General features: G+C 68.3%; 27 protein-coding genes and 1 pseudogene. 17 read left to right on the top strand and 11 right to left on the bottom strand.

Annotation, left to right across the window (positions count from 1 at the left end):
• Positions 1-28 precede the first annotated feature (28 nt).
• The 5 genes from Q664_RS07515 to Q664_RS57465 all read left to right on the top strand — a co-directional run bounded on the left by Q664_RS07515 (position 29) and on the right by Q664_RS57465 (position 5,505).
• A complete protein-coding gene (locus tag Q664_RS07515) occupies positions 29-937 on the top strand; it encodes a tyrosine recombinase XerC (RefSeq protein WP_043391526.1) in 909 nt (302 codons plus the stop codon).
• Between the two features lie 183 nt (positions 938-1,120).
• Positions 1,121-1,648, top strand: coding sequence for an ATP-dependent protease subunit HslV (hslV, locus tag Q664_RS07510; protein ID WP_043391523.1), 528 nt, complete (start codon positions 1,121-1,123; stop codon positions 1,646-1,648).
• 12 nt (positions 1,649-1,660) lie between these two features.
• Positions 1,661-3,058 (top strand): ATP-dependent protease ATPase subunit HslU, encoded by a 1,398-nt coding sequence (gene hslU / locus Q664_RS07505; protein WP_043391520.1) that lies wholly within the window; start codon positions 1,661-1,663, stop codon positions 3,056-3,058.
• A 102-nt stretch (positions 3,059-3,160) separates the two neighbouring features.
• Positions 3,161-4,333, top strand: coding sequence for an aspartate aminotransferase family protein (locus Q664_RS07500; RefSeq protein ID WP_152621977.1), 1,173 nt, complete (start codon positions 3,161-3,163; stop codon positions 4,331-4,333).
• A 218-nt stretch (positions 4,334-4,551) separates the two neighbouring features.
• Complete coding sequence (locus Q664_RS57465; protein WP_052517794.1) at positions 4,552-5,505, top strand: hypothetical protein; 954 nt, start codon at positions 4,552-4,554, stop codon at positions 5,503-5,505.
• On the opposite strand, the gene Q664_RS07490 is transcribed toward Q664_RS57465, so the two are convergent.
• Genes Q664_RS07490 through Q664_RS07475 form a run of 4 tightly spaced genes read right to left on the bottom strand, consistent with a single transcriptional unit; the run spans position 5,506 to position 8,740 of the window.
• On the bottom strand, positions 5,506-6,456 hold the full coding sequence (locus Q664_RS07490; RefSeq protein ID WP_043391515.1) for a hypothetical protein: 951 nt from the start codon (positions 6,454-6,456) through the stop codon (positions 5,506-5,508).
• Between the two features lie 2 nt (positions 6,457-6,458).
• Entirely contained in the window at positions 6,459-7,643 is a 1,185-nt protein-coding gene (locus Q664_RS07485) for an SDR family oxidoreductase (RefSeq protein WP_198956241.1), read from the bottom strand.
• A gap of 23 nt (positions 7,644-7,666) precedes the next feature.
• A complete protein-coding gene (gene coaE / locus Q664_RS07480) occupies positions 7,667-8,263 on the bottom strand; it encodes a dephospho-CoA kinase (protein WP_043391512.1) in 597 nt (198 codons plus the stop codon).
• 9 nt (positions 8,264-8,272) lie between these two features.
• The gene (locus Q664_RS07475) at positions 8,273-8,740 is read right to left on the bottom strand and encodes a hypothetical protein (RefSeq protein WP_043391509.1); all 468 of its coding nucleotides are present in this window, start codon (positions 8,738-8,740) and stop codon (positions 8,273-8,275) included.
• Positions 8,741-8,868: 128 nt separating this feature from the next.
• Here Q664_RS07475 and Q664_RS62615 point away from each other — a divergent pair, with 128 nt between their 5' ends.
• From Q664_RS62615 to Q664_RS07450, 6 genes are all read left to right on the top strand, one after another.
• A complete protein-coding gene (locus Q664_RS62615; protein ID WP_326938677.1) occupies positions 8,869-9,165 on the top strand; it encodes a multiheme c-type cytochrome in 297 nt (98 codons plus the stop codon).
• Positions 9,126-9,371 carry a hypothetical protein gene (locus Q664_RS62610; RefSeq protein WP_326938679.1) on the top strand — a complete coding sequence of 82 codons (246 nt, stop codon included), beginning with the start codon at positions 9,126-9,128 and terminating at the stop codon, positions 9,369-9,371. Before Q664_RS62615 ends, Q664_RS62610 begins: the two co-directional genes overlap by 40 nt.
• A gap of 1 nt (position 9,372) precedes the next feature.
• Entirely contained in the window at positions 9,373-9,981 is a 609-nt protein-coding gene (gene yihA / locus Q664_RS07465; RefSeq protein ID WP_043391506.1) for a ribosome biogenesis GTP-binding protein YihA/YsxC, read from the top strand.
• 37 nt (positions 9,982-10,018) lie between these two features.
• Positions 10,019-11,686, top strand: coding sequence for a DUF6178 family protein (locus tag Q664_RS07460; protein ID WP_043391503.1), 1,668 nt, complete (start codon positions 10,019-10,021; stop codon positions 11,684-11,686).
• A gap of 196 nt (positions 11,687-11,882) precedes the next feature.
• Positions 11,883-13,169, top strand: coding sequence for an O-antigen ligase family protein (locus tag Q664_RS07455; RefSeq protein WP_043391501.1), 1,287 nt, complete (start codon positions 11,883-11,885; stop codon positions 13,167-13,169).
• Entirely contained in the window at positions 13,159-14,307 is a 1,149-nt protein-coding gene (locus tag Q664_RS07450; RefSeq protein WP_043391498.1) for a glycosyltransferase, read from the top strand. Before Q664_RS07455 ends, Q664_RS07450 begins: the two co-directional genes overlap by 11 nt.
• A gap of 24 nt (positions 14,308-14,331) precedes the next feature.
• Here Q664_RS07450 and Q664_RS07445 read toward each other — a convergent pair whose 3' ends face one another.
• The 3 genes from Q664_RS07445 to Q664_RS56190 form a co-directional block, all read right to left on the bottom strand.
• Entirely contained in the window at positions 14,332-15,669 is a 1,338-nt protein-coding gene (locus tag Q664_RS07445) for a hypothetical protein (protein ID WP_043391496.1), read from the bottom strand.
• Complete coding sequence (locus tag Q664_RS60640; RefSeq protein ID WP_235216597.1) at positions 15,666-16,037, bottom strand: hypothetical protein; 372 nt, start codon at positions 16,035-16,037, stop codon at positions 15,666-15,668. Before Q664_RS60640 ends, Q664_RS07445 begins: the two co-directional genes overlap by 4 nt.
• A gap of 134 nt (positions 16,038-16,171) precedes the next feature.
• A complete protein-coding gene (locus tag Q664_RS56190) occupies positions 16,172-17,266 on the bottom strand; it encodes a hypothetical protein (RefSeq protein ID WP_235216596.1) in 1,095 nt (364 codons plus the stop codon).
• Between the two features lie 81 nt (positions 17,267-17,347).
• Between Q664_RS56190 and Q664_RS07435 the strand changes: the two genes are divergently transcribed.
• The 3 genes from Q664_RS07435 to Q664_RS07420 all read left to right on the top strand — a co-directional run bounded on the left by Q664_RS07435 (position 17,348) and on the right by Q664_RS07420 (position 20,776).
• A complete protein-coding gene (locus Q664_RS07435; RefSeq protein ID WP_235216595.1) occupies positions 17,348-18,034 on the top strand; it encodes a DUF4097 family beta strand repeat-containing protein in 687 nt (228 codons plus the stop codon).
• Positions 18,035-18,143: 109 nt separating this feature from the next.
• Positions 18,144-18,587, top strand: coding sequence for an acetyltransferase (locus Q664_RS07430; protein ID WP_043391493.1), 444 nt, complete (start codon positions 18,144-18,146; stop codon positions 18,585-18,587).
• A gap of 644 nt (positions 18,588-19,231) precedes the next feature.
• Positions 19,232-20,776 (top strand): golvesin C-terminal-like domain-containing protein, encoded by a 1,545-nt coding sequence (locus Q664_RS07420; protein ID WP_160174359.1) that lies wholly within the window; start codon positions 19,232-19,234, stop codon positions 20,774-20,776.
• Here Q664_RS07420 and Q664_RS62605 read toward each other — a convergent pair.
• Positions 20,743-21,048 (bottom strand): annotated as a pseudogene (locus Q664_RS62605) (hypothetical protein); the annotation flags it as partial. The gene Q664_RS07420 and the pseudogene Q664_RS62605 sit on opposite strands and share 34 nt — an antisense overlap.
• 324 nt (positions 21,049-21,372) lie before the next feature.
• Here Q664_RS62605 and Q664_RS07410 point away from each other — a divergent pair.
• From Q664_RS07410 to Q664_RS57455, 3 genes are read left to right on the top strand one after another with little or no spacing between them, the layout of a single operon-like run.
• Complete coding sequence (locus tag Q664_RS07410) at positions 21,373-21,972, top strand: LemA family protein (protein WP_043391485.1); 600 nt, start codon at positions 21,373-21,375, stop codon at positions 21,970-21,972.
• A gap of 3 nt (positions 21,973-21,975) precedes the next feature.
• Complete coding sequence (locus Q664_RS57460) at positions 21,976-22,716, top strand: TPM domain-containing protein (RefSeq protein ID WP_043391482.1); 741 nt, start codon at positions 21,976-21,978, stop codon at positions 22,714-22,716.
• A 26-nt stretch (positions 22,717-22,742) separates the two neighbouring features.
• Positions 22,743-23,189 (top strand): TPM domain-containing protein, encoded by a 447-nt coding sequence (locus tag Q664_RS57455; protein WP_043391480.1) that lies wholly within the window; start codon positions 22,743-22,745, stop codon positions 23,187-23,189.
• 35 nt (positions 23,190-23,224) lie between these two features.
• Here the strand turns inward: Q664_RS57455 and Q664_RS57450 are convergent, their stop codons facing one another.
• From Q664_RS57450 to Q664_RS07390, 3 genes are all read right to left on the bottom strand, one after another.
• Positions 23,225-23,440 carry a hypothetical protein gene (locus tag Q664_RS57450; protein WP_160174358.1) on the bottom strand — a complete coding sequence of 72 codons (216 nt, stop codon included), beginning with the start codon at positions 23,438-23,440 and terminating at the stop codon, positions 23,225-23,227.
• 70 nt (positions 23,441-23,510) lie between these two features.
• Positions 23,511-23,894 carry a hypothetical protein gene (locus Q664_RS57445; protein WP_152621966.1) on the bottom strand — a complete coding sequence of 128 codons (384 nt, stop codon included), beginning with the start codon at positions 23,892-23,894 and terminating at the stop codon, positions 23,511-23,513.
• Positions 23,891-24,382, bottom strand: a 492-nt coding sequence (locus Q664_RS07390; protein ID WP_235216594.1) for an AAA family ATPase, incomplete at its 5' end; no start/stop codon positions are given. The genes Q664_RS57445 and Q664_RS07390, both read right to left, overlap by 4 nt.

Here is a 24,382-nt window from a genome sequence, read left to right as displayed (position 1 = left end):
CCCGGTTGGGTCTACGCTGGGGCCGCCCATGAGCACCGCCGAGCTGTCGCCACTGCTGGAGAAGTTCCGCGCCCACCTCGAGCACGAGAAGGGCTCGAGCCCGCACACCGTGCGCAACTACCTGATCGACCTGGTGGACTACGAGCGCTACATGGTCGAGCGGATGAAGCTGTCGCTGCTGTCGGCGTCACACGCGGCCATCCGTGGGTACATGGGCACGTTGACGGTGGACCATGAGGCGACGAGCCGCGCGAGGCGGCTGGCGAGCATCAAGAGCTTCTACAAGTACCTGGTGCGGCAGAAGCTGTTGCCGGGCAGCCCGGCGAAGCTGGTGAAGAGCCCGAAGCTGCCCAAGAGCCTGCCCAAGGTGCTGCCGGTGGACGAGCTGTTCGCGATCCTCGACATGCCGTCGCAGAAGACGGTGCTGGGGCTGAGGGACCGGGCGATTCTCGAGATTCTCTATGGCGGAGGCCTGCGCATCAGCGAGCTGTGCGGGCTGAACCTGGTGGACGTGGACCGGAGCGGGCGGATCATCCGGGTGATGGGCAAGGGCAGCAAGGAGCGGCTGTGCCCGGTGAACGCGCAGGCCATCCGGGCGCTGGAGGCGTACCTGGCGCGACGGGGAGAGCTGCTCGCGGTGCCACGAGAGGGGCAGGACGCGGAGGCGGTGTTCCTCAACTACCGGGGAGGCCGGTTGACGCCGAGGAGCATCGGGAGGCACCTGGACACGTACGTGGTGCAGTGCGCGTTGCAGCGCAAGGTGAGCCCGCACGCGCTGCGCCACTCGTTCGCGACGCACCTGCTGGGGGGAGGGGCGGACATCCGGAGCATCCAGGAGCTGCTGGGCCACGCGAGCCTGTCCACGACACAGCGGTATACGCACGTGAGCTGGGAGCAGCTCCAGCAGGTCTACGACGCCGCGCACCCGAGAGCCTGATTTCCTCCGCGCCAGATTTCCCCTCTCCCCTCGGGAGAGGGACGGGGTGAGGGTGCCACGTCTCCAGGGTTCAGTTCGCCTGGTCGTCCAGCACGTCGACGCGACTGTCGGTCAGGGTGAAGAGGCGAACAGCCGCTCGGGGAATCGTGGAAACGTCCGCGTCCACTTGTTAAACCCCCAGACATGTTCCACGGCACCACCATCCTCTGTGTGCGCCGAGATGCGAAGGTCGTCATCGCGGGTGACGGTCAGGTCAGTCTCGACAAGACCATCATGAAGAACACGGCGAAGAAGGTCCGCCGCATCGGCGATGGCTCCGTGCTCGCCGGCTTCGCGGGCAGCACCGCCGATGCCTTCACCCTCTTCGAGCGCTTCGAGGCCCGCCTCAAGGAGCACCAGAAGAACCTCGCCCGCGCCTGTGTCGAGCTCGGGAAGGACTGGCGCACCGATCGCTTCCTCCGCCGCCTGGAGGCCCTGCTCGTCGTGGCCGACCGCGAGAAGACCTTCATCCTCTCCGGCGCGGGCGACGTCATCGAGCCAGACCATGGCATCGCCGCCGTGGGCAGCGGGGGCTCCTACGCGCTCGCCGCCGCCCGCGCCCTCATGACGCACACGCAACTGCCCGCGCGCGAGGTGGCCACCCACGCCATGCAGATCGCCGCCGACATCTGCGTCTACACCAACTCCAACATCACCATCGAAGAGCTCTGAGGGGGCATCACCGTGAGCAACGGACGCAAGATCCCCGCCTTCACCCCCCGCGAGGTGGTGGGCGAGCTGGACCGCTACATCGTCGGACAGACCGCCGCCAAGCGCGCGGTGGCCATCGCGCTGCGCAACCGCTGGCGCCGCCAGCAGGTCCCCGAGGAGCTGCGCGATGAGATCCACCCCAAGAACATCATCATGATCGGCCCCACCGGCGTGGGGAAGACGGAGATCGCCCGCCGGCTGGCGAAGCTCGCCCAGGCTCCCTTCGTCAAGGTGGAGGCCTCCAAGTTCACCGAGGTCGGTTACGTGGGCCGCGACGTCGAGTCCATGGTGCGCGACCTCGTCGAGGCCTCCATCGCGCTCGTGCGCGACGAGGAGACGGAGAAGGTGCGCGCGCGCGCCATCGAGATCGCCGAGGACCGGCTGGCCCAACTGCTCTCCGGCAACGCGCCCTCGCGTCCCTCCGGTGGAATCGGCTTCATGGCGCCTCCTCCCACGCCCGCCGCGCCCCGGCTCGGGGACATGGAGCGCGAGAAGCTCCGCGCCCAGCTGCGCGCCGGCACGCTCGATGACCAGGAGGTGGAGGTGGAGCTCTCCGACAGCGGCTCCCCCACCTTCATGCGCAACTTCTCCGGCCAGGGCATGGAGGAGATCGGCGTCAACCTGCAGGATCTCTTCAAGAACATGCCCGGCATGAGCCGCTCGCGCCGGCGCAAGGTGCGCGCCCCCGAGGCCCTCCGGCTCATGGAGCAGGAGGAATCCGCCCGGCTGGTGGACACCGATCGCGTCAACCGCGAGGCGCTCGTGCGGGCCGAGACCGGCGGCATCATCTTCATCGACGAGATCGACAAGATCGCCAGCCGCGAGGGGGCGGGGAAGGGCTCCGGCCCGGACGTGTCCCGCGAGGGCGTCCAGCGCGACATCCTCCCCATCGTCGAGGGCTCCACCGTCAACACCAAGTACGGCCAGGTGAAGACGGACCACATGCTCTTCATCGCCGCGGGCGCCTTCCACGTCTCCAAGCCGAGCGATCTCATCCCCGAGCTCCAGGGCCGCTTCCCCATCCGCGTGGAGCTGGATCCGCTCAGCGGCGAGGACCTTGTCCGCATTCTCCGCGAGCCGCGCAATTCCCTCATCCGCCAGTACACCGCGCTGCTGGCCACCGAGGGCGTTCGTCTGGATTTTTCCGACGATGCCATTCTGGAGCTCGCCCGCATTGCGCAGTCCGTCAACGAGCGCACCGAGAACATCGGAGCGCGGCGGCTGCACACGGTTCTGGAGAGGCTGCTCGACGATGTATCCTTCAACGCAAGCGAGCAGGGACCGAAGGATCTACAGATAGACGCCGCCTACGTGCGCGAGCGCCTCGCCTCCGTGGTCCAGGACGAGGACTTGTCGCGCTACATCCTCTAGTCACACCCAGGAGCCCACGTGCCGCTCACCACGCCGACGAGAACCGCCAAGACCGACTCCGCCGCCCCTCAGTCCTCCACCACGGGCAAGAACCAGGAGTGGATGGACAAGGCGAAGGCCCACCTCCTGCAGAACTACAAGCAGCAGCCCGTCGTGCTGGAGCGCGGGCTGGGCTCGCGTGTCTGGGACGCGGAGGGGCGTGAGTACCTGGACCTGATCAGCGGCATCGCCACGTGCGGGCTCGGCCACTGCCACCCGGAGGTGGTGGTCGCCGTGAAGGCCCAGCTCGAGAAGCTCTGGCACGTCTCCAACGTGTTCTTCTCGGAGCCGCAGATCGAACTGGCCAGCCGGCTCACCGCCGCCTCGGGCCTGGATCGCGCCTTCTTCTGCAACTCGGGCGGGGAGGCCAACGAGGCCCTCCTCAAGCTGGCCCGCAAGGTCCAGAAGGACCGGGGCAACCCGGACCGCTACGAGGTCATCACCTTCGACAACTCCTTCCACGGGCGCACGCTGGCCACCGTCACCGCCACGGGCCAGCCGAAGTACCACAAGGGCTTCGAGCCGCTGCCCGCCGGCTTCACCCACGTGCCCTACGGGGACCTGGAGGCCGTGCGCAAGGCCGTGGGTCCGCACACCGCCGCCATCCTCGTGGAGCCCATCCAGGGCGAGGGCGGCGTGCGCCAGGCGCCCCCGGGCTTCCTCAAGGCCCTGCGCGCCCTGTGCGACGAGAAGGGCCTGCTGCTGCTCGTGGATGAGATCCAGACCGGCATGGGCCGCACCGGCAAGGTCTTCGCCTTCCAGCACGAGGACATCCTCCCGGACGGCATCAGCCTGGCCAAGGCGCTCGGCAACGGCCTGCCCATTGGCGCCATGCTGTGCACCGAGGAGGCGGGCAAGAGCCTGGTGCCGGGCACCCACGGCTCCACCTTCGGCGGCAACCTGGTCGCCGCCGCGGCCGCCAACGTCGTCGTGCGCAAGGTGACCGAGCCGCAGATGCTCCGCGACGTGGCCCAGAAGGGCGAGTACTTCCTCTCGCGCCTGCGCGAGCTCCAGGGCCGCCTGCCCACCGTCATCAAGGAGGCCCGCGGCCTGGGCCTGCTGGTGGGCGTGGAGCTCTTCCAGGACGCCGCGCCCTTCATCGCGAAGTGCCGCGAGCTGGGCATGCTCGTCAACGCCGCCGGGGAGAAGACGATCCGCTTCGCCCCGGCCTACACCGTCGCCAACGACGACCTGGACCACGGCGTGCGCATCCTCGAGCGCGCCCTCAAGTCCTGAGCACCCACCGCCGCCGTTCTTCCTCGGGGAGTGCACCCTGGTTCTCCAGGAGTGCGCTCCCCGAAGTTCGTCAGGGTGTTTGTCGTACGAGTGGCTACATTGTGTCTGAAAAAATCCGCTAATAGTGTTTGACGCGATGCGGGTGGATGCCTAGGATTTCCGGAGGTTTTGCCGGTTTCCTGAGTTCCCCCGAAGGGGCTCTGTTCTAGAGGTTCCCGATGATCGCGCCTCAAGTCTCTCCTGGTATCGATCCGGGCCACGATGTCCTCCGGGCCAACCAGCTCATCGAAGCGGGGTTCTGGCTGCAGCTGGGTGGTGACACGGCGGGCGCGCGGAGCCTGTTCGCGCGCGCCTTGGAGCATGATCCGGACAACCGCCGGGCGCGGGAGTCGCTCACGAAGGGGGAGGGTGTGCGTGCCGCTGGACCGGTCACGGCGGTGCCGCCACCGGCCGTGAGGCCCATGTCCCTCGCGTCCGTCCCCCCGCTGGCTTCGCGGTTCGCGGCACCCCAGCCCGTGCTGGAGGTGAGCGTGGTCCTGCTGGACGAGCAGGAGGTGGCGCCCGAGGGCCGCCACATCACCGCCGACGTGCTGGCCTTCCTCTCCGAGCCCGAGCCTCCCAAGCCGGCCGCGCCCGCGCCGGTGGCCGCCCGGCCCGTCGCGCCCGCGCCCGTTGCCGCCCGGCCCGTTGCTCCCGTTGCCGCCCGGCCCGTCACGCCCGCTCCCGTGGCTGCCCGGCCCGTCGCCGCGCCCGCGCGGACGCCCGCGCCCGTGCCCCAGGTGGCTCCACGTCAGGAGCTGCCCACGCTGCTGCAGGGAGTGGAGGATCTGCTCGCGCTCGGAGACGTGACGAGCGCGATGGAGCTGCTGCGCAAGGCCGAGCAGTTGGCGCCGGGTGACGCGCGGCTGGCGTCGGCGCGCGAGCGCTGCGTGCGCCAGTACCAGGCCTCGCTGGAGGCGAAGCTGGGGGACCTGAAGCGGGTGCCCACGCTCAAGCTGCGCATGGCGGAGCTGATGAAGCTCAGCCTGGATCCCCGCGCGGGCTTCCTGCTGTCGCGCATCGACGGGAGCCTCAGCTTCGAGGCCCTCTTCTCCGTCTCCGGCATGTCCCGGCTGGACACGCTGCGCGTCCTGGCCCGGCTGCTGGACCAGGACATCATCGCCATCCGCTAGCTAGAAGCGGAACACGCGGAAGCCGTAGTTCCCCGTCACGCCCTCGTCCGAGTACATGACGATGTAGAGCGTGGTGGTGCTTTCCGCGCGGATCTCCACGAACGAGTTCTTCCACGTATAGAAGGGCGTCTTCACGTCCTCCTTGGTGAAGCCGGCCATGGCGGGCACCACGCGGCTGGTGTCGAACTCGATCCGGTACAGGACGTCCTTGGTGACGGCGATGGCGAACCAGTCCTCGTCCTGCTCGTACTCGAGCCGCCCGTCGCGGTTGGTCGGCGAGGAGGTGCCGGCCACGTCCGGGACGATGGTGGTGGCCTCCGTCGGGCCGTCGCCGTGCACGTCCTCGCCCACGGGGGTGAGGGTGAGGGCGTACTGGCCGGTACCGGCGGACGGATCGAACGGCGAGTGGCTCACGCGCACGTAGTAGGGCGCGGTGGCGCGGGCCTTGAACCCCACCTGGGCCTTGGGCCGGCCGTCCTTGGCGGTGAGCCACTGGCCGCCCTGATCGAAGACGTCCAGGCGAGGCATGAGCGTGCCGGCGCCGGGCTCCACGGTGACGCTGTAGACGGTGCGCAGCTTGCCGTCGACGCGGAAGAAGTCGTAGTCGCCCACCGGCTCGATGGTCTGCTGGCGCTGCACGGTGGCGTCGGTGGCGAGCGTGACGGCGCGGGTCAGGCAGTCATCCGGCTCGGAGCTGTCGCCGGCGTGCTCGGGGCAGTTGAGGGTGGTGATGGGCTCGCACGTGCCGTTGGGCCGCTGGATGGTGCCCTGCTTGCACAGACAGCGCGCGTTGCCCGCCTCGTTGACGCACAGGGTCTTGTCGCCCTGGGTGCAGGGGTTGGGATCGCACGGATCGTCCGGCGTCTCGTCGGGGCCGGAGGTCACCAGGCAGCCGGTGCCGAGCACGGCGGCCAGGGGCACGAAGAGGAAGCGGGAGAGGGGGAAGTGCATGGCTAGCGGCTCCGACGGGCCTGGGCGCCCGATTCTTCATCCGGGGGAGGAGTGGGGGTGCGATCGAGCGGATCCTCCACCTCGGAGGCCTGCTCGCGGCGCTGGCGGTACTGTTCGCGCACGTAGGCCACGAGCTGATCCAGGTACGAGGAGAGGGGAGGGCAGCGGATGCCGGTGCCGTCCAGCAGCTCCAGGGTGTTGTGGCAGTTGTAGATGGCCAGGTGGTTGACGTAGCTGAGGGCGGCGCGCTGGGGCCGGGCCAGCTTCTCGAGCACGGGCAGGCGCATCATCACGTCCGCGGCGCGGGCCGAGAGGTTGAAGCGGGGCAGCTTCTTGTTGGCCTTCTCGGCGATGAGCTCGTAGACGCGGCGGGCGCTCATCGGGTTGGGGTCCACCAGGTGGAAGGTGCGGCCCACGGCGCGCTCGTCGTGCGACAGCGCCCAGACGGCATTCACCACGTAGTCCACCGGCACCACGTTGAGCGGGGCCACGCCGTTGCCGGGCAGGGGCAGCGGCACCACCAGCGGGCTCGTCACCAGGAGGATGCCCAGGTAGTAGGGGCCCTCGAAGCGGTCGATCTCCCCCGTGCGCGAGTCTCCCACCACGCTGCATGGGCGGAAGATGGTGGTGGGCACGGTGGCGGCGGCGCGCTGGACGAGCTTCTCCGCCTGGAACTTGGTCTCCTCGTAGACGTTGCGGAAGTCCTGGCCGCAGTCCAGCTCGTCCTCGGCGATGACGCCCACGCGGTCACCGGAGACGTGGCAGGAGGAGAAGTGGTTGAAGCGCCGCAGGTGCTCGCAGTCGCGCGCCAGCTCCAGCACGTTGCGCGTGCCGTCCACGTTGATGCGCCAGGCCGTTTCCTTGGGCACGCCCATGTAGAAGACGGCGGCCAGGTGGTAGATGTGCGTCACCCGCTCGCACAGCCGCTGGTACTCCTCGCCGGACAGGCCCAGGTGCATGTCCACGATGTCGCCCGTCAGCAGCTCCAGCGTGGCCCCGGTGCCCTGCAGCCGGGAGGCGAGCTTCTGCGCCTCCTTGAGGTGCTTGGGCTGCACCAGGGCATAGACGTGGGCCTTGGGCTCCTCGCGGACGATGTGCTCGATCAGCCGTTTGCCGATGAAGCCGGGGTAGCCGGTGATGAAGTACGTCCCGGCCTTGCCTCGGGGCTCCTTGCGCTTCTCGCTCATGGGCGGCGGAGCATACCCGGCCCTCAGCCGCGCGCGAGCATGGCGCGCCACACCTCTTCCACCCGGGCCCGGGTTGTCCCCAGATCTCCCGAGTTGTCCACCAGCCAGGTCGCATGCTGGCGTTTCTCATCGAGTGGGAGCTGGGCGGCCAGCCGGGCTTCCGCCGCCGCCTCGTCCAGGCCGTCACGCTCCATCAGCCGGGCCTTCTGCACCTCGCGGGGCACCCACACCAGCACCACCCCGTTCATGGCCTCGTGCAGCCGGTTCTCGATGAGGAGGGGGGCGTCGTAGATGACCCGCTCCACGCCCGACTCCGCCAGGGCCTGGGTGCGCAGGAGGAACTGCTGGCCGATGAGCGGGTGGAGGAGGGCGTTGAGGGCGGCGCGCTCCGTCGCGTCCCCGAAGACGCGCATGCCCAGCTTCGCCCGGTCCAGGCGGCCGTCCGCGTCCAGGACGCCGGGGAAGCGCTCGGCCACGGCCTGGAGCCCGGGGGTGCCCGGCTCCACCACCTCGCGGGCGATGACGTCCGCGTCCAGCACCTGGGCACCGAGCTCGCGCAGCATCCGGCTCACGGTGCTCTTGCCGGAGGCGATGCCCCCGGTCAGTCCATAGATGTCCACGCGCGAGGCCTACTTCCCGGCCGGCTGGGGCGTGAAGATGAACGAGTGCACCGTCTTGCCGTCCTCGTTGAGGAACACGGCCAGCCCGAGCTTCGCGTAGAGCATGTAGGTGCGGAAGTCGTCGGTGAGCTTCTTCTGGTAGCAGGGGCCGGCTGGTGCCTTGCCCGCCGGGCAGGCGTTGCCGTACGTGCTCTCCACCGACTCCTTGTCGATGACGGGGCCGGGGAAGACGTCGATGCGCTCGACGAGCTGCGTGCCCGGATCCACCTTGAATTGTACCTGCTTGGTGCCCTTGATGGCCTTCTGGTCGAAGTAGGCGATGATCTCCTTGCCTTCGGTGGTGACGACGCGCGAGGGCTCTCCGAACTTCTGGATGAGCAATTCCCGCTTGGTCTGCCCGGGTTCGACTCCCTGCCAGGGTTTTGCCACCACGGGCGCGGCGGCGAGGAGCACGGCGACGATGGCGATCGTTCTCATCCTCCCGGTGTAACGGATTCCCCCGCGCCGCCTCAAGCTCCCCCCGCTTCGTCCGGGAGGTCACAAGAGCGCCAGGTTTCGCACCTCCGCCTTGCCCCCTGGGGGGTCGTCTGCTAGTGACCCGGCCGATGCGCGCTCGCGGCTCCTGGCTCCTGTCCCTCGCCCTCGCTGCCCTGTCCCTCTCCGGCGCCGCCCTGGCCGCCGATTTCCTCGGCCCGGAGAGCTGCAAGGGCTGCCACCCGGCGGCCTATGACGCCTGGATGCAGTCCAAGCACGCCCGGGCGGGGGACTCGCTCTCCGAGGCCCAGCGCAAGGACGCGCGGTGCCTGTCCTGCCACGCGCCGGACCAGGCCTCGCAGGGCGTCAGCCACGTCACCTGCGAGACGTGCCACGGCGGGGTCAGTACTACTCGCCTGGTTATGTGATGAAGGACGCCGAGCTGGCCCGGTTGGTGGGTCTGGTGGACCCCTCGGAGAAGGCCTGCCGCAACTGCCACGACGCGTCCTCCCCGTCGCTCAAGCCGTTCAATTTCGTCGAGTCGCTCAAGGCCATCGACCACTGGTCGGCCGCGCGCACCGGCAAGTCGGCCCGGGCCGAGAGCCCCTCGCCCGAGCCCGCGAAGAAGAAATAGCGTGATCAAGATTCTCGACGCCCGTTTCGTCACCACCGCGGTGGAGCCCAAGGGCTACCCCACCAGCCCCGCCCCCGAGGTGGCCTTCGTGGGCCGCTCCAACGTGGGCAAGTCTTCCATGATCAACGCGCTGGCCGGCCGCAAGAAGCTGGTGCGCGTCTCCAACACCCCCGGCCGCACCCGCGCGCTCAACTTCTTCGACGTGGACGTGGAGCGCGGCACGAAGCGCCACACCGTCCGTTTCGCGGACCTGCCCGGTTACGGCTTCGCCAAGGTGAGCAAGACCGAGCGCGCCGAGTGGCAGAAGATGATCACCGCCTACCTGGAGAAGCGGCGGGACTTGAAGATCGTGGTGAGCATCATCGACGCCGAGGTGGGGCCCACCCCGGACGACTTCCAGACGCTCGACTACCTGCAGGAGTCCAACCGGCAGATCCTCGTCGTCGCCACGAAGATCGACCGGATGCCCAAGGCCCGCCGCAAGCCGCGCCTGCAGGCGCTCGCCGAGGAGCTGTCCCTGCCCCGGGAGGCCGTGATGCCGTTCTCGGCCACGGAGAAGCTGGGCTTCGACGAGGTGTGGGACGCGTTGCTGAACACCCTGACGGCCTGAGCCCCCGGCCGTGCCGCCGTTGTGGTAGGCACGCGCCGTGTCCAACGGAAATGGAAGCAAGGGCAACGGCAGTGACATCCAGCAGGCGCTGAGCACGCTGCGGCGGCAGCTCGCGTCGCTCCCCGCCAAGCGGCGGCTGGATGCCCTCATCGAGTCGCGGGACGCGCGGGCGCTGGTGCGCTCGCTGCCCGCGGAGGACCTGTACTTCACCATCATGGAGGTGGGGCTGGCGGACTCGACCGAGCTCGTCCAACTGGCCTCGCCCGAGCAGTTCCTCACCTTCGTGGACCTGGGCGGGTGGAAGAAGGACCAGGTGGAGTCGCACCAGGTGCTCACGTGGCTGCGCGCCGCGCGAGGGGACGAGGCCGGGGACTTCCTGCGCAAGCTGCGCAAGGTGGACGCCGAGGTCTTCGAGCTGCTGGTGCGCGAGTTCACCCTCATCCACGACCTGGAGGAGAACCCGGACGTGGTGGTGGAGGGCGTCACGCTGGAGACGCCCGAGGGCCGCTACCTGGTGGAGTTCAAGGGCGTGGAGGGCCCGGAGCTGGCGGCCATGCGCTCCATCCTCAACGACCTCATCGCGGACAACCCCTTCGAGGCGGTGCGTTTCCTCGAGGCCACGCGCTGGGAGGTGCCGGGCGAGCTGGAGGAGACGGCCTACCGCTTCCGCACGGGGCGGTTGCAGGACCTGGGCTTCCCCTCGTTGGAGGAGGCGGCGCGGCTCTTCAGCCGGGTGGACACGGGGACCGGGCCGGCGCCAGCGGCCGTGGCGGCGTTGGTGGCCACCAAGGCGCAGCCGGACTACCTGGACGCCGCCTTCCGGGCCCTGGAGGACGTGGAGCGGGAGAACCTGGAGGGCGAGCTGCGCTACCTGGCCAACGCCACGCTGGTGGCGGAGGTGGAGGACCCCGGGAACCTGGACGCCATCCGCCGCGTGGGCGAGATGGTGCGCGACTACCTGTTGCTGGGCCTGGAGCACCTGACGGGAGGAGACCCCGGGCGGGCCGCGCAGGTGGTGCGCGACACGGAGACGCGGCGCGTCTTCCAGGTGGGCTTCTCCCTGACGCTGGGGCTCAAGTTCCGCGCGGACCGGCTGATGAAGCAGCCGCTGGCGCAGGTGGACGGCATGCCGCTGCTCTTCACGGAGGAGGCCACCGCCGTCGAGGCCCTGCGCCGCAAGCGCCCGCGCCGCACGTTGAAGGTGCCCGGGGCGGAGCCGGTGCCCTTCCGCTCGAGGCGCGAGCTGGCGGCCAGCGAGGAGGTGTTGGCGCGCGCGGAGGCCCAGGTGGCGCTGCTGGGCGCGCTGCTGGGCGGCACGGAGAAGAAGGCGCACGAGGTGCTGGCGCTCTTCGGCGTGGATCCGCGCGTACTGGGCGTGGAGCGCTTCTTCGCCGCCGCCGTGGCCCTGGCCCTGCTGGAGGGCAAGGTGGGACCGAGGCCGGTGCCCTCGGCACGGCGGGACGAGCTGGGCGCGCTGCTCTTCGAGGGCACTCCGGAGGCCCCACGGTTGCGAAAGGACGTGGCCGAGCGCGCGGTGGCGGTGCTGGAGCCGGCGGTGCCCGAGTCCGCGCGGCCGGAGCTGCGCCGCCTGGTGGGGGCGACGCTTGCCCGGTTGTTGGAGGAGCTTGCTCCGTCGTTCCTCCAGGAGGGTAGGTTGAATCCCATCGCCTCCGTTCTCCTGCCCATCGAAGGCGGAGAGCCGTAATCCTTTCAGTCCCACCTCCCGTGGGTACCGCCCCCCCTGAGCGCTAAGGGCCTGGATCCACGAGCCTTTGCCAGCATGAGCCGCTGGCATGTTGGCTGCTAGCGGATAGAGGCGTTCATGGAGCCGTACCCATGAAGCCTGTGTTTCCGAGCTGACGAACGGAAGGTACTTCCGGGCTGGGCGGGAGGAGGACGGGATGGGGTTGGGCGACAAGGCGGAACGCCGGGACGTGGTGTCCTTCTATGCGCTGACCGCCTTCGCGGCGCTGCTGTACATGGTGCCGCAGGCATGGATACCCGCGCTGGCGCCGTTGCGGCTGGCGCTGCTGACATCGGGGTTGGCGGCGGGGTTCATGGCGCTGAGGCGGGTGGGGCGCGCGGAGCCGCTCTACTTCGATGGTCTGCGAGGGGTGGCGCTGCTGTGCTTCGCGGGGCTGGCACTGGCCTCGGTGATGTGGTCGGTGAACCCGGAGGTGAGCCGGTTCACGGCCGTCGAGCTGCTGAAGCTGACGGCCATCTACCTGACGCTGGTGAACGTGGTCACCACGCCCAGGAGGCTGGCGGTGGTGTGTGGGGCGCTGGTGGTGGCCTCGATGGTGACGTCACAGGGCGTCATCCATACCTACTTCACCGGCACGCCCGAGACGCTGGTGGAGGGCTACCGCGCGCACTGGGTGGAGGTGTACGCGGACCCGAACCGCTCGGCGATGAACCTGGCGCTGGTGGTGCCGCTGGCGGTGGCCTTCCTGGCGCGCAAGGAGAGCGGCTGGCTGTGGCGCACGGCGTGCGCGGTGGCCATCGCCATGGCGGTGGTGGCCATCGTCTTCACCTACTCGCGTGGTGGCTTCATCGGCCTGGCGGTGGCCATGGCGCTGTGGGCGATGCGGGAGCAGAGGAAGCTGCGCTCGGTACTGCTGGGCGTGGCGCTCGCGCTGGGCCTGGTGGTGTTCGCGCCGAAGAGCTACTGGGAGCGCAACCAGACGGTGGCCACCTTCCATGAGGATGCCTCGGCCATGGGCCGCGTGTACGCGTGGCAGGTGACGTCGCGCATCAGCCTGGACAAGCCGCTGCTGGGCGTGGGCGTGGGGGCCTTCCGCTACGCCTGGCACCTGTACGCGCCGCCCCAGGCCACGCGTGCCTACGTGGCGCACAACGTCTTCCTGGATGTGATTGGAGAGCTGGGCTGGTTGGGCCTGGGTCTCTTCCTGCTGTTCGCCGGAGGCGCGACGGGAGGTGCCTTCGAGGCCTCGCGCAACCCGCGGGTGGGGTGGCTGGCCCGAGGGCTGGCGGCCTCCATGGCGGGCTACCTCATCTGCCAGTTGTTCGCCGGTTACATCCTCTCCGCGCACCTGTACGTGCTGTTCGGCCTGGCGGCCTGCGCGCAGCGCATCGCCCGGGCGCAGGAGGCGGAGGAGTCGTCGAAGGTTCCAGAGGTCAAGGGTCGGCTGGTCGCGAGCTGGGAGGGCTCCAACCATGCGGCGTGAAGAAGTACGGATGGCGGAGGAACCCCTGCGCCTGGTGCAGTTCACCAAGTCGTTCCACATCGGAGGCACGGAAGTCCAGGTCGTGGAGTTGTTGAGGGGCCTGCCGCCCAGCTACCGCGTGCAGCTGGCGGTGCTGCAGGACCAGGGGCCGTTGATGGAGTCGGTGCTGAAGCTCGGCTTCGCGCCGGAGGTGTTCCCCCTGAATGGCTCGCTGGCGCGGCCCAACTCGGCGCTGCAGGTGTTGCGGCTGGCGCGGTGGTTCCGCACCCAGCGGGTGGAGTTGGTGCACGCGCACGACTTCTACTCGACCATGCTGGTGGTGCCCGCGGCGAAGATGGCGGGGACGAAGGTGATCGTCGGGCGGTTGGATCTGGCGCACTGGCACGGGACGGCGCGGCGGGCGCTGCTGCGCAGCCTCACGCTCATGGCGGACCACGTGGTGGGCAACGCCGAGGCCATCCGCCGCATGCTGGTGGAGGAGGAGGGGCTGCCGCCGGAGCGGGTGTCCGTCATCCCCAACGGCCTGGATCTGACGCGCTTCCACGCGCGGATGCGCGAGGGGCTGAAGGCCCCGCTGCCGGACACGCGGGGCGCGCCGGTGGTGGTGCACGTGGCGAACATGAACCACCCGGTGAAGCGGCAGGAGGATCTGCTGCGGGCGCTGGCGATGGTGCGCCTCAAGGGACAAACGCTGCACGCCTTCCTGGTGGGGGATGGTCCGCGGCGGGCGGAGCTGGAGCAGCTGGCGGGCTCGCTGGGGCTGACGGACACGGTGCACTTCCTGGGACACCGGGCGGACGTACCGGCCGTGTATGCGCGGGCGGACTTCGGGGTGCTGTGCTCCACGGCCGAGGGCATGTCCAACGCGGTGATGGAGGGCATGGCGGCGGGGCTGCCCATGGTGGTGACGCGGGTGGGCGGCAACCCGGAGCTGGTGGCGGACGGGGTTCGAGGCCTGGTGGTGCCGCCGCTGCGGCCCCAGGCGATGACGGAGGCCTTCTGCACGCTGCTGGCGGACCGGGAGCTGGGCCGCCGCATGGGCGCCGAGGCCCGTGCCTTCGTGGAGCGTGAGCTGTCCCTGGAGCGGCTGGTGCGCCGGCACGACGTGCTGTACCGGCGGGTCGCGCGGGGCGGGTGACCGCGAGGCGGCTGGTGGTACCGATCAACGGTGCCGCTCGGCCACGCGGTAGAGCCAGGTGAGCGAATGGTCCAACAGGGCCTGGCGCGAGCGCATGTAGTTGCGGGCCCGGACAAAGGGCAACCAGACACGGTGGCCCACGAGCACCTGGGCCTCCTCGAGCTTCTGGCGCGGTATCCACCGGCCCCCGAGGTGGCGCACCAGCACCTCGCCCAGGTACGCGCCGATGGCGGGCACCGCGCGCTCTTCAATGGCTTCTCGCAGGCGGCTGGTGGGGAACTCCTCGTGCCAGAAGAAGAAGTCGACGTCCGTGAGCGACTCGGGCGTGGCTTCGAAGACGGAAGGGACCTTCGTGTGCAACAGGGCCACGAGGTGCTCGGCGAGGGTGTTGTAGTGCTCGAGGGCGCGCTCGAGGTTGTCCACGTCCGGCGGGAGGGCGGAGCTGGCGGGACGCCATTCGTCGGGCTCGGGTGGCCGCCAGGCGTTGAGCTCGACGATCTTCCGCTGACGCTCGTGGCTGGCGACGTCATCCACCACACGGGATAGGAGCGGTGCCAGGTCCGGAGGGAAGCGGGGCTCCACGGGAGCGAGCATGGCGCTGCGCTCGCGCAAGGTGCGTAGCACCGTGTCGAAGTCCAGGTCCGGCCGGAGGTGCACGTGGGCTCGGGCCTGGGCGAGGCGTGCCTCCTTGCTGGCGAAGTCCGTCACGGTGGGCCGCATCACCATGAGGACGCAGCCGTTGGGCAACTCCTCCACCCGCCAGGCTGGAGTGGACAGCACGCGCTCGCGGCCGATGCTCTCCACCAGCTTGGGGCCGAAGACGTTGAGCCAGAATACTTCGTAGACCTTGTCGAAACCGTCCCTGTGCCAGATCTCCTTGTCACAGCCGAAGTGGGGAGAACCGGTGAAGTGTGTGTCATCCGTGCTGTGGGCCTTGGCGTGGGAGACCGGGTAGCGGCAGGCCCAGGCGCGTACCATCTCCACGAAGTGGAGACAGCGCTCCGCCTCCGAGAAGAAGGAGAGCGGCTTCACCTTGATTGAGATGTGGAGCTCGGGAGGCCGGGGGGGATGTCTGAGCCAGAGGGTCATGTCCAACGCGGGCCAGGTCGTACGGTAGAGCCCGAGATCCGTGCTGTTTCCGTTGCGTCCCTCCGCGAGAGCCTTCCAGAGGGCGGCACGAGAGTATTTGCGCCGCCGCGTGCCCTCTGCGATGTCCGGCATCCACCCGTCGGCGTGCTCTTCGAGCGCTTGGAGGAAGGGCTCCAGCTCACGCTCCGGTGCCGACTGCTGGTCGAAGGTACAGTCGAAAGTGAACCAAAGGCAGTCCTCAGCTCTCGAGTCGTACATACCCAACGGCTTCATTGGACCAACACCTCCACCTCTGGAATCTCACTTTCGAGCTGATTCACCACTCTGTTCAATACGTTCGTGTCCTTGGGCCTGAGTTCGCCGCCCTCGTAGATGAGGCGGACCCGCTGGACGGGCACCGGACTGCCCTCGCGGAGAAGAGGCTGGAGGGAGTCCCGGCGGATGTCCAGCGTCCCGCCGTACTTCAGGAGGGCCTCCTTTGCATCCTCGAGCATCTGTGCCTTCAACGTCTTTGGGTTCAATTCCGAGAGGTCCCGGCTCTTGAAGCTGAATGTCTCGAGGCGAGGTGTCCTTCCGGTGAGCTCGCCCTCCTCGATGATGAGCACGTCCGCGTAGCGCAGGCCGCTCTCCGGCTTCTTCACGCCCACGCTCCTCAGAACACGAGGCTTGTTGAAGCTCCCGAGGAAGCGGCGCTGGGCACGGGGCAGGGCGGAGTCTGCTTCCAGCAACGCCACCATGAAGCGCTCGAAGGCCAGCCCCCGGGCGAACCACCCCCTCATCTGCTCGTAGGGTGCCCAGTGCAGTGGCCCCTGGGCAGCCTTGCCCTGTTGGAGCTCACTGACACGCTTCTCGTAGCGGGTGCCAGCTCACGCGAGGCCTGCTCATAGCGGCCCTCGAGGAGCGAAGCGGCTCCCTGGCTCGTGCCCGCCACCAGGTAATAGAAGCCCAGGGGGACCCCGAACGTCATGGAGTCGAAGGAGCCAAGCGCTACGTTGCCCTCGGAGAAATGCCGCAGCGCCAGCGCCCGCTCCACCTCGCGAGCGGCCTGCTGGTAGGGCGGTGGCAGTTGCGCCCATCGCCCGGTCATCTCCATGTAGCGTGCGCCATCCACGAACTGGCTGGTGGCGAGCGCGTCGCGAGCGGCGCGGCCCATGCCCCGCAGCACATCGCCGGACCGCTCGGCCCGCTCCGGGTAGTGGGAGAGCGGAAGGCCCCGTGCCTCCAACTCCTCGCGCACGGCGGGCATGAGGGCCAGCGTCTGCCCCAGCAGCTTGTCCCGGGCCAGCAATCGCAGCACCGCGTCCACTTCGTCGTCGTGGGCCGAGTGCAGCACGAAGAGGGCGAACACCTCGGCGTGGAACGGTCCGTAGCGCTCGGTGGCGCTTACCAGGAAGGCGGCGCGCTTGCGCTGCAGCAGGGGGGCGGCTTCTTCGCGTATGGGCCCCAGGGCGCCCAGCCGTACCGCGTTCCAGTCGTCCAGTGCTTCCACCAGCCGGGTCATGTCCACGCGCCGCTGCAACGCGACGTACTCGGCGGGGGATGCGCAGGTGAGGAAGGGAGCCAGGAGCGCGTCCTCTCCGGAGGAGAAGTCGGGCCAACCCGGCGGTGTCGTCTGGCCTCCACAGGTCGAGGGCTCCTGGAGAGTCGTTCCCCCGAGGGGCACCTTGTTCCTGGTCGCCTCGCCCCAGCCCTCTCCTGTCTCCAGGGCGGCGAGTGAGAGGGAGGTGGCGTGTGCGCTCGAAAGGGCGCGTGGGCTTCGGAGGCCACCTGCTCCCGTGGGTGCTGTCAGTGAGACACAACCGGTGGCGAGCAGGGCGGCTCCCAGCATCGCTACCCACCTGCGTGTCCCATCCGTTTGCTCGAGCCGCATCCTGGTGCTCCCATGGGTTGAAATCGTTTTCCCGCGGGCCCGTAGGGGAGGGGGACAACCTTCTCCCACGAGGCCTCCGCCGTGAATCTCGCCCTGCTGCTACTCCTTGCCGCCACGCCCGCCCCGCAGTCCTGGCAGTTCGAGACGGATGGCACGCCGAAGGTGAGCGTCTCCAACGTCAACGGCTCCATACAGGTGGACGCAGTGAACGGGAAGACCGTATCCGTCGAGGTGACGCACAAGGGCAGCGAGGCCGAGCGCGCCCAGTACCCCCTCCAGGTTGAGCAGGACGGGGACGAGGTGACGGTGCGCATGTGCTGCGGCTCGTGCTCGAAGAAGCTGTCCAATTGCAACAACCCGCCGGAGGCGCGCTTCGTGGTGAAGGTGCCGCGCGACTCGTCTCTGGAGGCGAGCTCGGTGAACGCGCCTGTGAAGGTGTCCGGCGTGGTGGGCGAGCAGGAGGTGTCGGTGGTGGCCGGTGACGTGTCGGTGAAGGGCTCGCGGGGCAAGCTCGAGGTGGCCTCGGTGAGTGGCAACGTGGAGCTGGTTCCCGAGTCGCTCGCGGACACCGAGGTGAGCACCGTGTCCGGCAACGTGAAGCTGAAGCTGCCACGAGGCGCGGGCGCCAACGTGGCGTTCTCCTCGGTGGGCGGCCGTTTCAACGGGCGTGACGTCAGCCTGGGCTCCACCAAGAAGAAGTACGGCAATGGCGAGCACGACGTCGAGGTGAGCACCGTGGGGGGGACGCTCGACGTGCAATCCGAGTGAATGTTGGTGTAGAAACTAATTCACGCGCCGTGCGGTCACGGTGCGTTGAGAGGCGCTCGCCGGATGCACTCCAAGGATCCGGCGAGCGCCTTGTTTTTTCGTGGAGCCCATGACGAGCCCGACCCTCCGCCTTTCGACGCCCGTGGACGCGCACCGGCTGTTGGAGATCTGGGAGGCGGCCGTGCGCGCCACCCACCACTTCCTGACCGAAGCCGACATCGACGCCCTGCGGCCGCAGGTCCGGGCCTACGTGTCCACCGCGTCGTTCGAGCTGGCCACGGATGAGCGGGGAGCCGTGTGCGGCTTTCTCGGCATGACGGGGAGCAACATCGACAGCCTGTTCGTGCATCCGGACGCTCACGGACGCGGACTCGGGCGGGCGCTGGTGGACCACGCCGCGGCCCTGCATCCGGTGCTGACGGTGGACGTCAACGAGCAGAACCCCGGCGCACGGGCCTTCTACGCCCGCCTCGGCTTCGAGGTCGTCGGACGCTCGGAGACGGACGATGCGGGTCGTCCGTTCCCCCTCCTGCACCTGCGCCGCGTCGTCTGAAGGGCAGCAGGCCCGTCAGGGCTCCGCACCCATTCACATTCCCCGGGGGTTCTGCGCGGGGCCCTTCCTGACCAACAAACCGACGCACTTGTGGGCGGCCGGGTTGTATGAAAAATGAATGACGTTGGTGTCTCCAGGCTCCTCATCGCGAGCGGCACCATCTGCGGCAGGGACGCCATCACAGCTCAAGCCAGGGGGACTCACCGAAGGAGTTTCCGCGAACCTTCGTGCTCCATGGGTCCTCCGAAAACACCCGTTTTCTCCCTCTGCAGCTACGTTTTCCCTCTGCGTAGCGAGGAGGAGTCCTCCGAAGCCTTTATCCTTCTGGGCATGATGCGACTCATGCTCCGCCGCCTCTCCTGAGTGCTCCTGTTCAACCCCCTCTTAACCAGAACAACTGACAGGAATAAATTTACAAACAATAAACGACAGGCTGTTTTTGCTTGTTTTCCAGGTTCGCCTTCGTTAGAACCCATTCATCACGCGTGGGCGTTGGAGGGGGAAGGCTCCCCCGTGCCGGCCGTTCGTCATCAAGGACAACTCAAATGAACAAGTTCATGAAGGCAGCCGGGCGCTGCGGCGTGGCCGCGGCCCTCGTGTTTGCGGGCGTGTCATCGGACGCTGAGGCCGGAGATGGCGCGGGCATGGTCGTAGGTCGCCGCGGGGCGGACTTCTACGTCAGTGGACTGCCGTTCAAGCACGTGGGTGCCAACATCCCGCAGTTGGTGTGGATGCCCGCGTGGCAGGTCCAGCAAGAGCTGGACTACGCCGCGGCCTCGGGCGTCAAGCAGGTTCGCGTGTTCCTCCCGAACGACGCGCAGACCTGCTACACCTTCGATGGCGTCTATCACGATCCGTGCACGACGAACGACGTCATCGCACGCCTGCGTTATGTCGTCGACGAGGCCTACAAGCGCTATCTCCGGGTCACGGTCGCGCTGGCCCACAACTACTATCAGGATGTCTGGGGTTGGGAGAAGGGCAACCGCTACGACACCAAGGAAAACCCTGTCCGCCACGCGTGGGGAGCGGACGGCCGGCCGAACCCGTGGTTTGAAGACGTCGCCACCGGGTTCTACGCCCGGCGCGACGACGGGCTGGTGATGCTCAACGACAGCTGGATCGACTGGGGCTACGGCGCCTACTACAAGCCGACCGTCCTGCGGATCGTGGGCGCCTTCCAGGACCATCCGGGCATCTTCGCGTGGGACATCGCCAACGAGGTGAACAGCACCGATCCCACTCAGTGGTGGATCCCCAACTTCTACAAGAACATGGCGGCTGCCATCCGCCAGGCGGATCCCACGCACCTCATCACCACGGGCCTCATCAGCTCGAGCTGGGCGGTGGCCAACGACACCCTGCGTGACGCCATCTACAACGATGCCAACATCGATTACATGACCGTCCACATGTATGACGGTTGTGGGACGACGCTGAACGGCAACGCGCAGATGGATGACCTGTGGCGCGCGCGCAACCGTTATGGCAAGCCCATCGTCATCGAGGAGAACGGCTTCGAGAACGGCACCACGGACGGCATCAGCAAGGCTCGGTCGTTCTACAACGATCGCTTCGCGGGCGACGTGAACTGGCGGGCCAACGCCATCCTCCAGTGGGGCTGGACGGCGAACGAGACGGCCGGGAACTGGGGAACGGGTGACACGAACTGCGCCCCGCGCGTCCAGGGCAAGCAGCGCGAGTACCGGGCCCTCATGGGGCGTTGGGGCGGACAGCTCGACACCCGTCTGCCGCTCATCGTGGACAGCGATGCGAACTACAACGACGGCAGCCGTGCCCAGGTCTCCGTGCCCGCGGGGTGGGCAGTCTCCAGCTACTCGGGTCAGCGCTGGGGCTCCAACTACTACACGAACACCACCAACAACGGCGCCACGGGTGAGTCGGACGCCTTCTCCTTCAAATTCTACCTGCCCGCCAACGCGTGCAAGTACGTGGATGCCTGGTGGAACGGGAACACCAGCCGTACTGCGGCCGCGCCTTTCGTGATGTACAACGCGAGCAACCAGCACGCGGGCACGGCGGTCATGAACATGCAGGACCCCAATCTGAACGATCGCTGGGTGCAACTGGGCCAGTACTGCTTCACCGCGGGCTGGAATCGGGTGGTGCTGTCGCGCTGGTCCGGTGCGCCCGGTTACCTGATCGCCGACGCCATCCGCATCCGCTGAGGGTCGCTCAAATCCACGGGGCAGTCCTCGCCAGTCCCGCCTGTCGCCTGAAGTAGGTCCGCCCTGGACTGGCCCTCTCCTCTGCTCGACAGCCTGCCACCGTCCTCGGGTGTGAGATCCGGGGCGATCTTCAGGAAGAGGGGCTTGCCCGGGGCCACCTGCTCCAGGCGCGCCTTCACCGCCCGCAGGAGCGCGGTGAGCTGCTCGGGCTCCTGCAACTTCCGGAGGCCCGGGGTGTTGGGCGAGCTGGCGTTCACCACCATAGTGTCGGCCGACATTTTTCCTCGGACTGAATCGAAAGTCACCCGTCCACACTGGAGGGTTGACGTTCTCTCTCGGAAGGTGAAAAGGCGAGCCCAGCGCCTGAGGCAACACCGAAGGCGGAGCCGAGCAAGGAGCGGACGCCACGAGTGGATGGGGCCAGGCAGCTGCGCCGCACGGAAAGCCGTGGACGTCCTGGCCTGTGCCTGGTGTGGAGGCAGGCGCCGGGTGTTGGCGTACGTGACCGCACCCGGCGGGGCTGCTCGCTCGTCACGGCGGTGACTACCTTGTCCTGAAGGATCATCGCTGCCTGGCTGCCAGGCAGGGGGTGAGACGTGGGCAAGTGGCTGGGGCTGGGTCTCGTGGCGCTGCTGGTGCTTCTCGGGCTGGGGGCGGTGGGCTCGTACAACTCCCTGGTGCGGCTCGAGCAGGCGGTGGACGCGCAGTGGGGCCAGGTGGAGAACGTGTACCAGCGCCGGTTGGATCTGGTGCCCAACCTCGTCGCCACGGTGAAGGGCGCCGCCAGCTTCGAACAGCAGACCTTGACCCAGGTGATCGAAGCGCGGGCGAAGGCCAGCCAGGTGAGCCTCACGGCGAGCAGGGAGCTGCTCGAGGAGCCCGCGGCCTTCCAGCAGTTCCAACAGGCGCAGCAGAACCTCTCGGGCGCGCTGTCGCGGCTGCTGGTGACGGTGGAGCGCTACCCCGAGCTGCGCGCGACGGAGAACTTCCGCGAGCTGCAAGCGCAGCTGGAGGGAACGGAGAACCGCATCGCGGTGGAGCGGATGCGCTTCAACGAGGCGGCGCGGGCCTTCAACACCCGGCGCAACAGCTTCCCCACGGTCCTCTTCGCCGGATTCTTCGGCCGCCGATTCGCCGAACGGCCGTACTTCCAGGCGGAGCCAGGGGCGAAGACAGCCCCCGAGGTACGGTTCTAGGCCGTGCACACGAAGGCGCGAGGGGCGGGACTGGCCGCCATCCTTCTGGGCCTCGCGGCGCTCGCGGCCTCGTTCCAGCCGCCTCCGGCACCGGAACGGTGGGTCACCGACACCGTGGGCTTCCTCTCGGAGCCGACGCGGCGCGCCCTGGATGCACGGCTCGAGCGGTACGAGCGGGACACGGGCCGCCAGGTGATTGTCTGGATTGGCGAGAGCACCGGGGACGTCCCGCTCGAGGAGTGGGCCGCACGGACCTTCGAGGCGTGGGGGATTGGCGGCAAGGGGCGAGACGATGGCGCCGCGCTCTTCGTGTTCGCGAAGGATCGCCGGCTCCGGATCGAGGTGGGCTACGGCCTCGAGCCGGTGGTGCCGGATGCCATCGCCTCGCGGCTCATCCAGCAGGAGGCGATCCCCCGGCTCCGGGCAGGGGATCCGGATGGGGCGGTAAGCGCCACCGCCGGGGCCTTGCTGGGGGCTCTCGGCGGAGAGACCGCTCCCCCGCCCGCCGGGCCCACCGTCCGCCCCTCCCTCCCCGCTCTCGGAACGGGACAGCTCATCCTGCTCGGGGTGCTGGGCCTGTTCCTGCTCGTGTTCCTCGTCACCCACCCGCGCATGGCGCTCTTCCTGCTCTTCCAGATCATGAGCAGGGGTGGCTCGGGAGGTGGATGGCGCGGCGGAGGGGGCGGCGGATTCCGCGGAGGCGGTGGGCGCTCGGGCGGCGGAGGCGCGAGTGGTTCCTGGTGAGAGGAGGCGGAACACACATGGGGCCGATGACTCGAAGGCAAATCCTCCAGCGGATGGAGGTCCCGCGGGTGGAGGAGGCGCTGCGGGCCGCCGAGCGGCGAAGCTCGGGGGAGATCCGCGTCTCGCTCGTCCCCTTCTTCTGGGGAGACGTGAGGCGCGCGGGCGAGCGCGCCTTCCACCGGCTGGGGATGACGGCCACGCGCGAGCGCAATGGTGTGCTCATCTTCGTCGTCCCGGCGCGGCGCCGGTTCGCCATCATCGGGGATGAAGGCATCCACGCCAGGGTAGGACAGGACTTCTGGGAGCACGTGTCACGAATTCTCGCCAGACACTTCCAGGCCGGAGACTTCACCACCGGGCTGGTGGAGGGCATCCAGGAGATTGGCGAGCGGCTCGCCGCGCACTTCCCGTCCGCTGGCCCCCGCGACGAGAATGAGCTGCCCGACGAGGTGGACCTGGGCCAGCCTGTGTAACGCAGCTCGGTCGGCCCCAAATGGCGAAAATCGAGTCAGAGCGAGACCAGTTCCTCGACGATGGAGCGGAGGCTGGGGTTGCTCTCAATCACGATGGTGCGAAGTTGTATGTCATCGGCAATACGCTGGAGGAACTCCGGGCCATCAATGGCCTTGTCGTACTTGCGGCGCTTGCCGAGGCCACGGAACAGTTCTCCAACAGCCTCGGCGGCGCGACGCGCGGAGTAGACATCCATCACGGCTTTGCCCAAGCCTAGCCGGTCAGCGACCGGAAGGATGAGCGATTCTCGCTCCCATACCAACACGTGTGCATGGAAGCCCTCATGAATCCCCGCCCACTGCTGCTCCGTTCGGGAACCACGCGCGATTCCAGCCATCCTGCTGCGGATGATGTCGATGAAGGAGGGGAAATTCTGCTCGTAGGGGGGGAGGAGGTGCCTGCACCCCGAGCTGGGGCAGGTCCCACGCATTGCGCGCGTCGATGACGTAGAACACGTGGTCGCATCGTGGCGAGTAGTTGAAGCGAAACAACTCATACTTTTCGCACTGCTTGAGCAGCTCGGCATTGCCATTGACGGTGCTGGGCCTGGAGAACTGCAAGCGTGCTTTTCCACACAGCCGGCGCTGGTGCTCGGCCTCCGCGTGGAGGACAGCCGCCAATCCACCGCCAGTCCGGTCCTCGGTGACCAGATGGACGCGCGTCACGAGACAGGCCTCCACTCCTCCAATTCCCGGCGCATGTCTCGCAGGCTGAAGGTCTTGAGCCACTCCCGCAGCTCCTCCGGCCCGGGGCGTACCAGCCGGGCCTCATCGTCCTCCCGCTGGGCCACCACCACGCTCTCTGGCGTATCATCCAGCAGGCCGATGAGGGTGTCCGACTGGGTGGTGAGGAGAATGGGCTGCCGTTCGGACAATGAGCGAGCCGCCCCAACCAGACGCATCAACGCATCCGGGTGCAGGTGCGCCTCGGGCTCGTCGATGGCCACGAGCGCATTACCCGGCTGGAAAAGGGCGCAGAGAGTGGCCAGGAAACCCAGGGTGCCATCGGACAACTCCGAGGCATCGAATGAATTGCCCTTGTCATCGACCCAGAGGAGTTGGACCATTCCCCGGCTCACTGCTGGCAATCGTAGCTCTCGCATTCGGGGAAATGCCCGGCGGACGATGCGCGAGAAGTCCTTCCAGTCCTCAGA

Source organism: Archangium violaceum Cb vi76 (assembly GCF_000733295.1).
Lineage (GTDB): Bacteria > Myxococcota > Myxococcia > Myxococcales > Myxococcaceae > Archangium > Archangium violaceum.
This window is presented reverse-complemented; position numbering and strand designations above follow the sequence as displayed.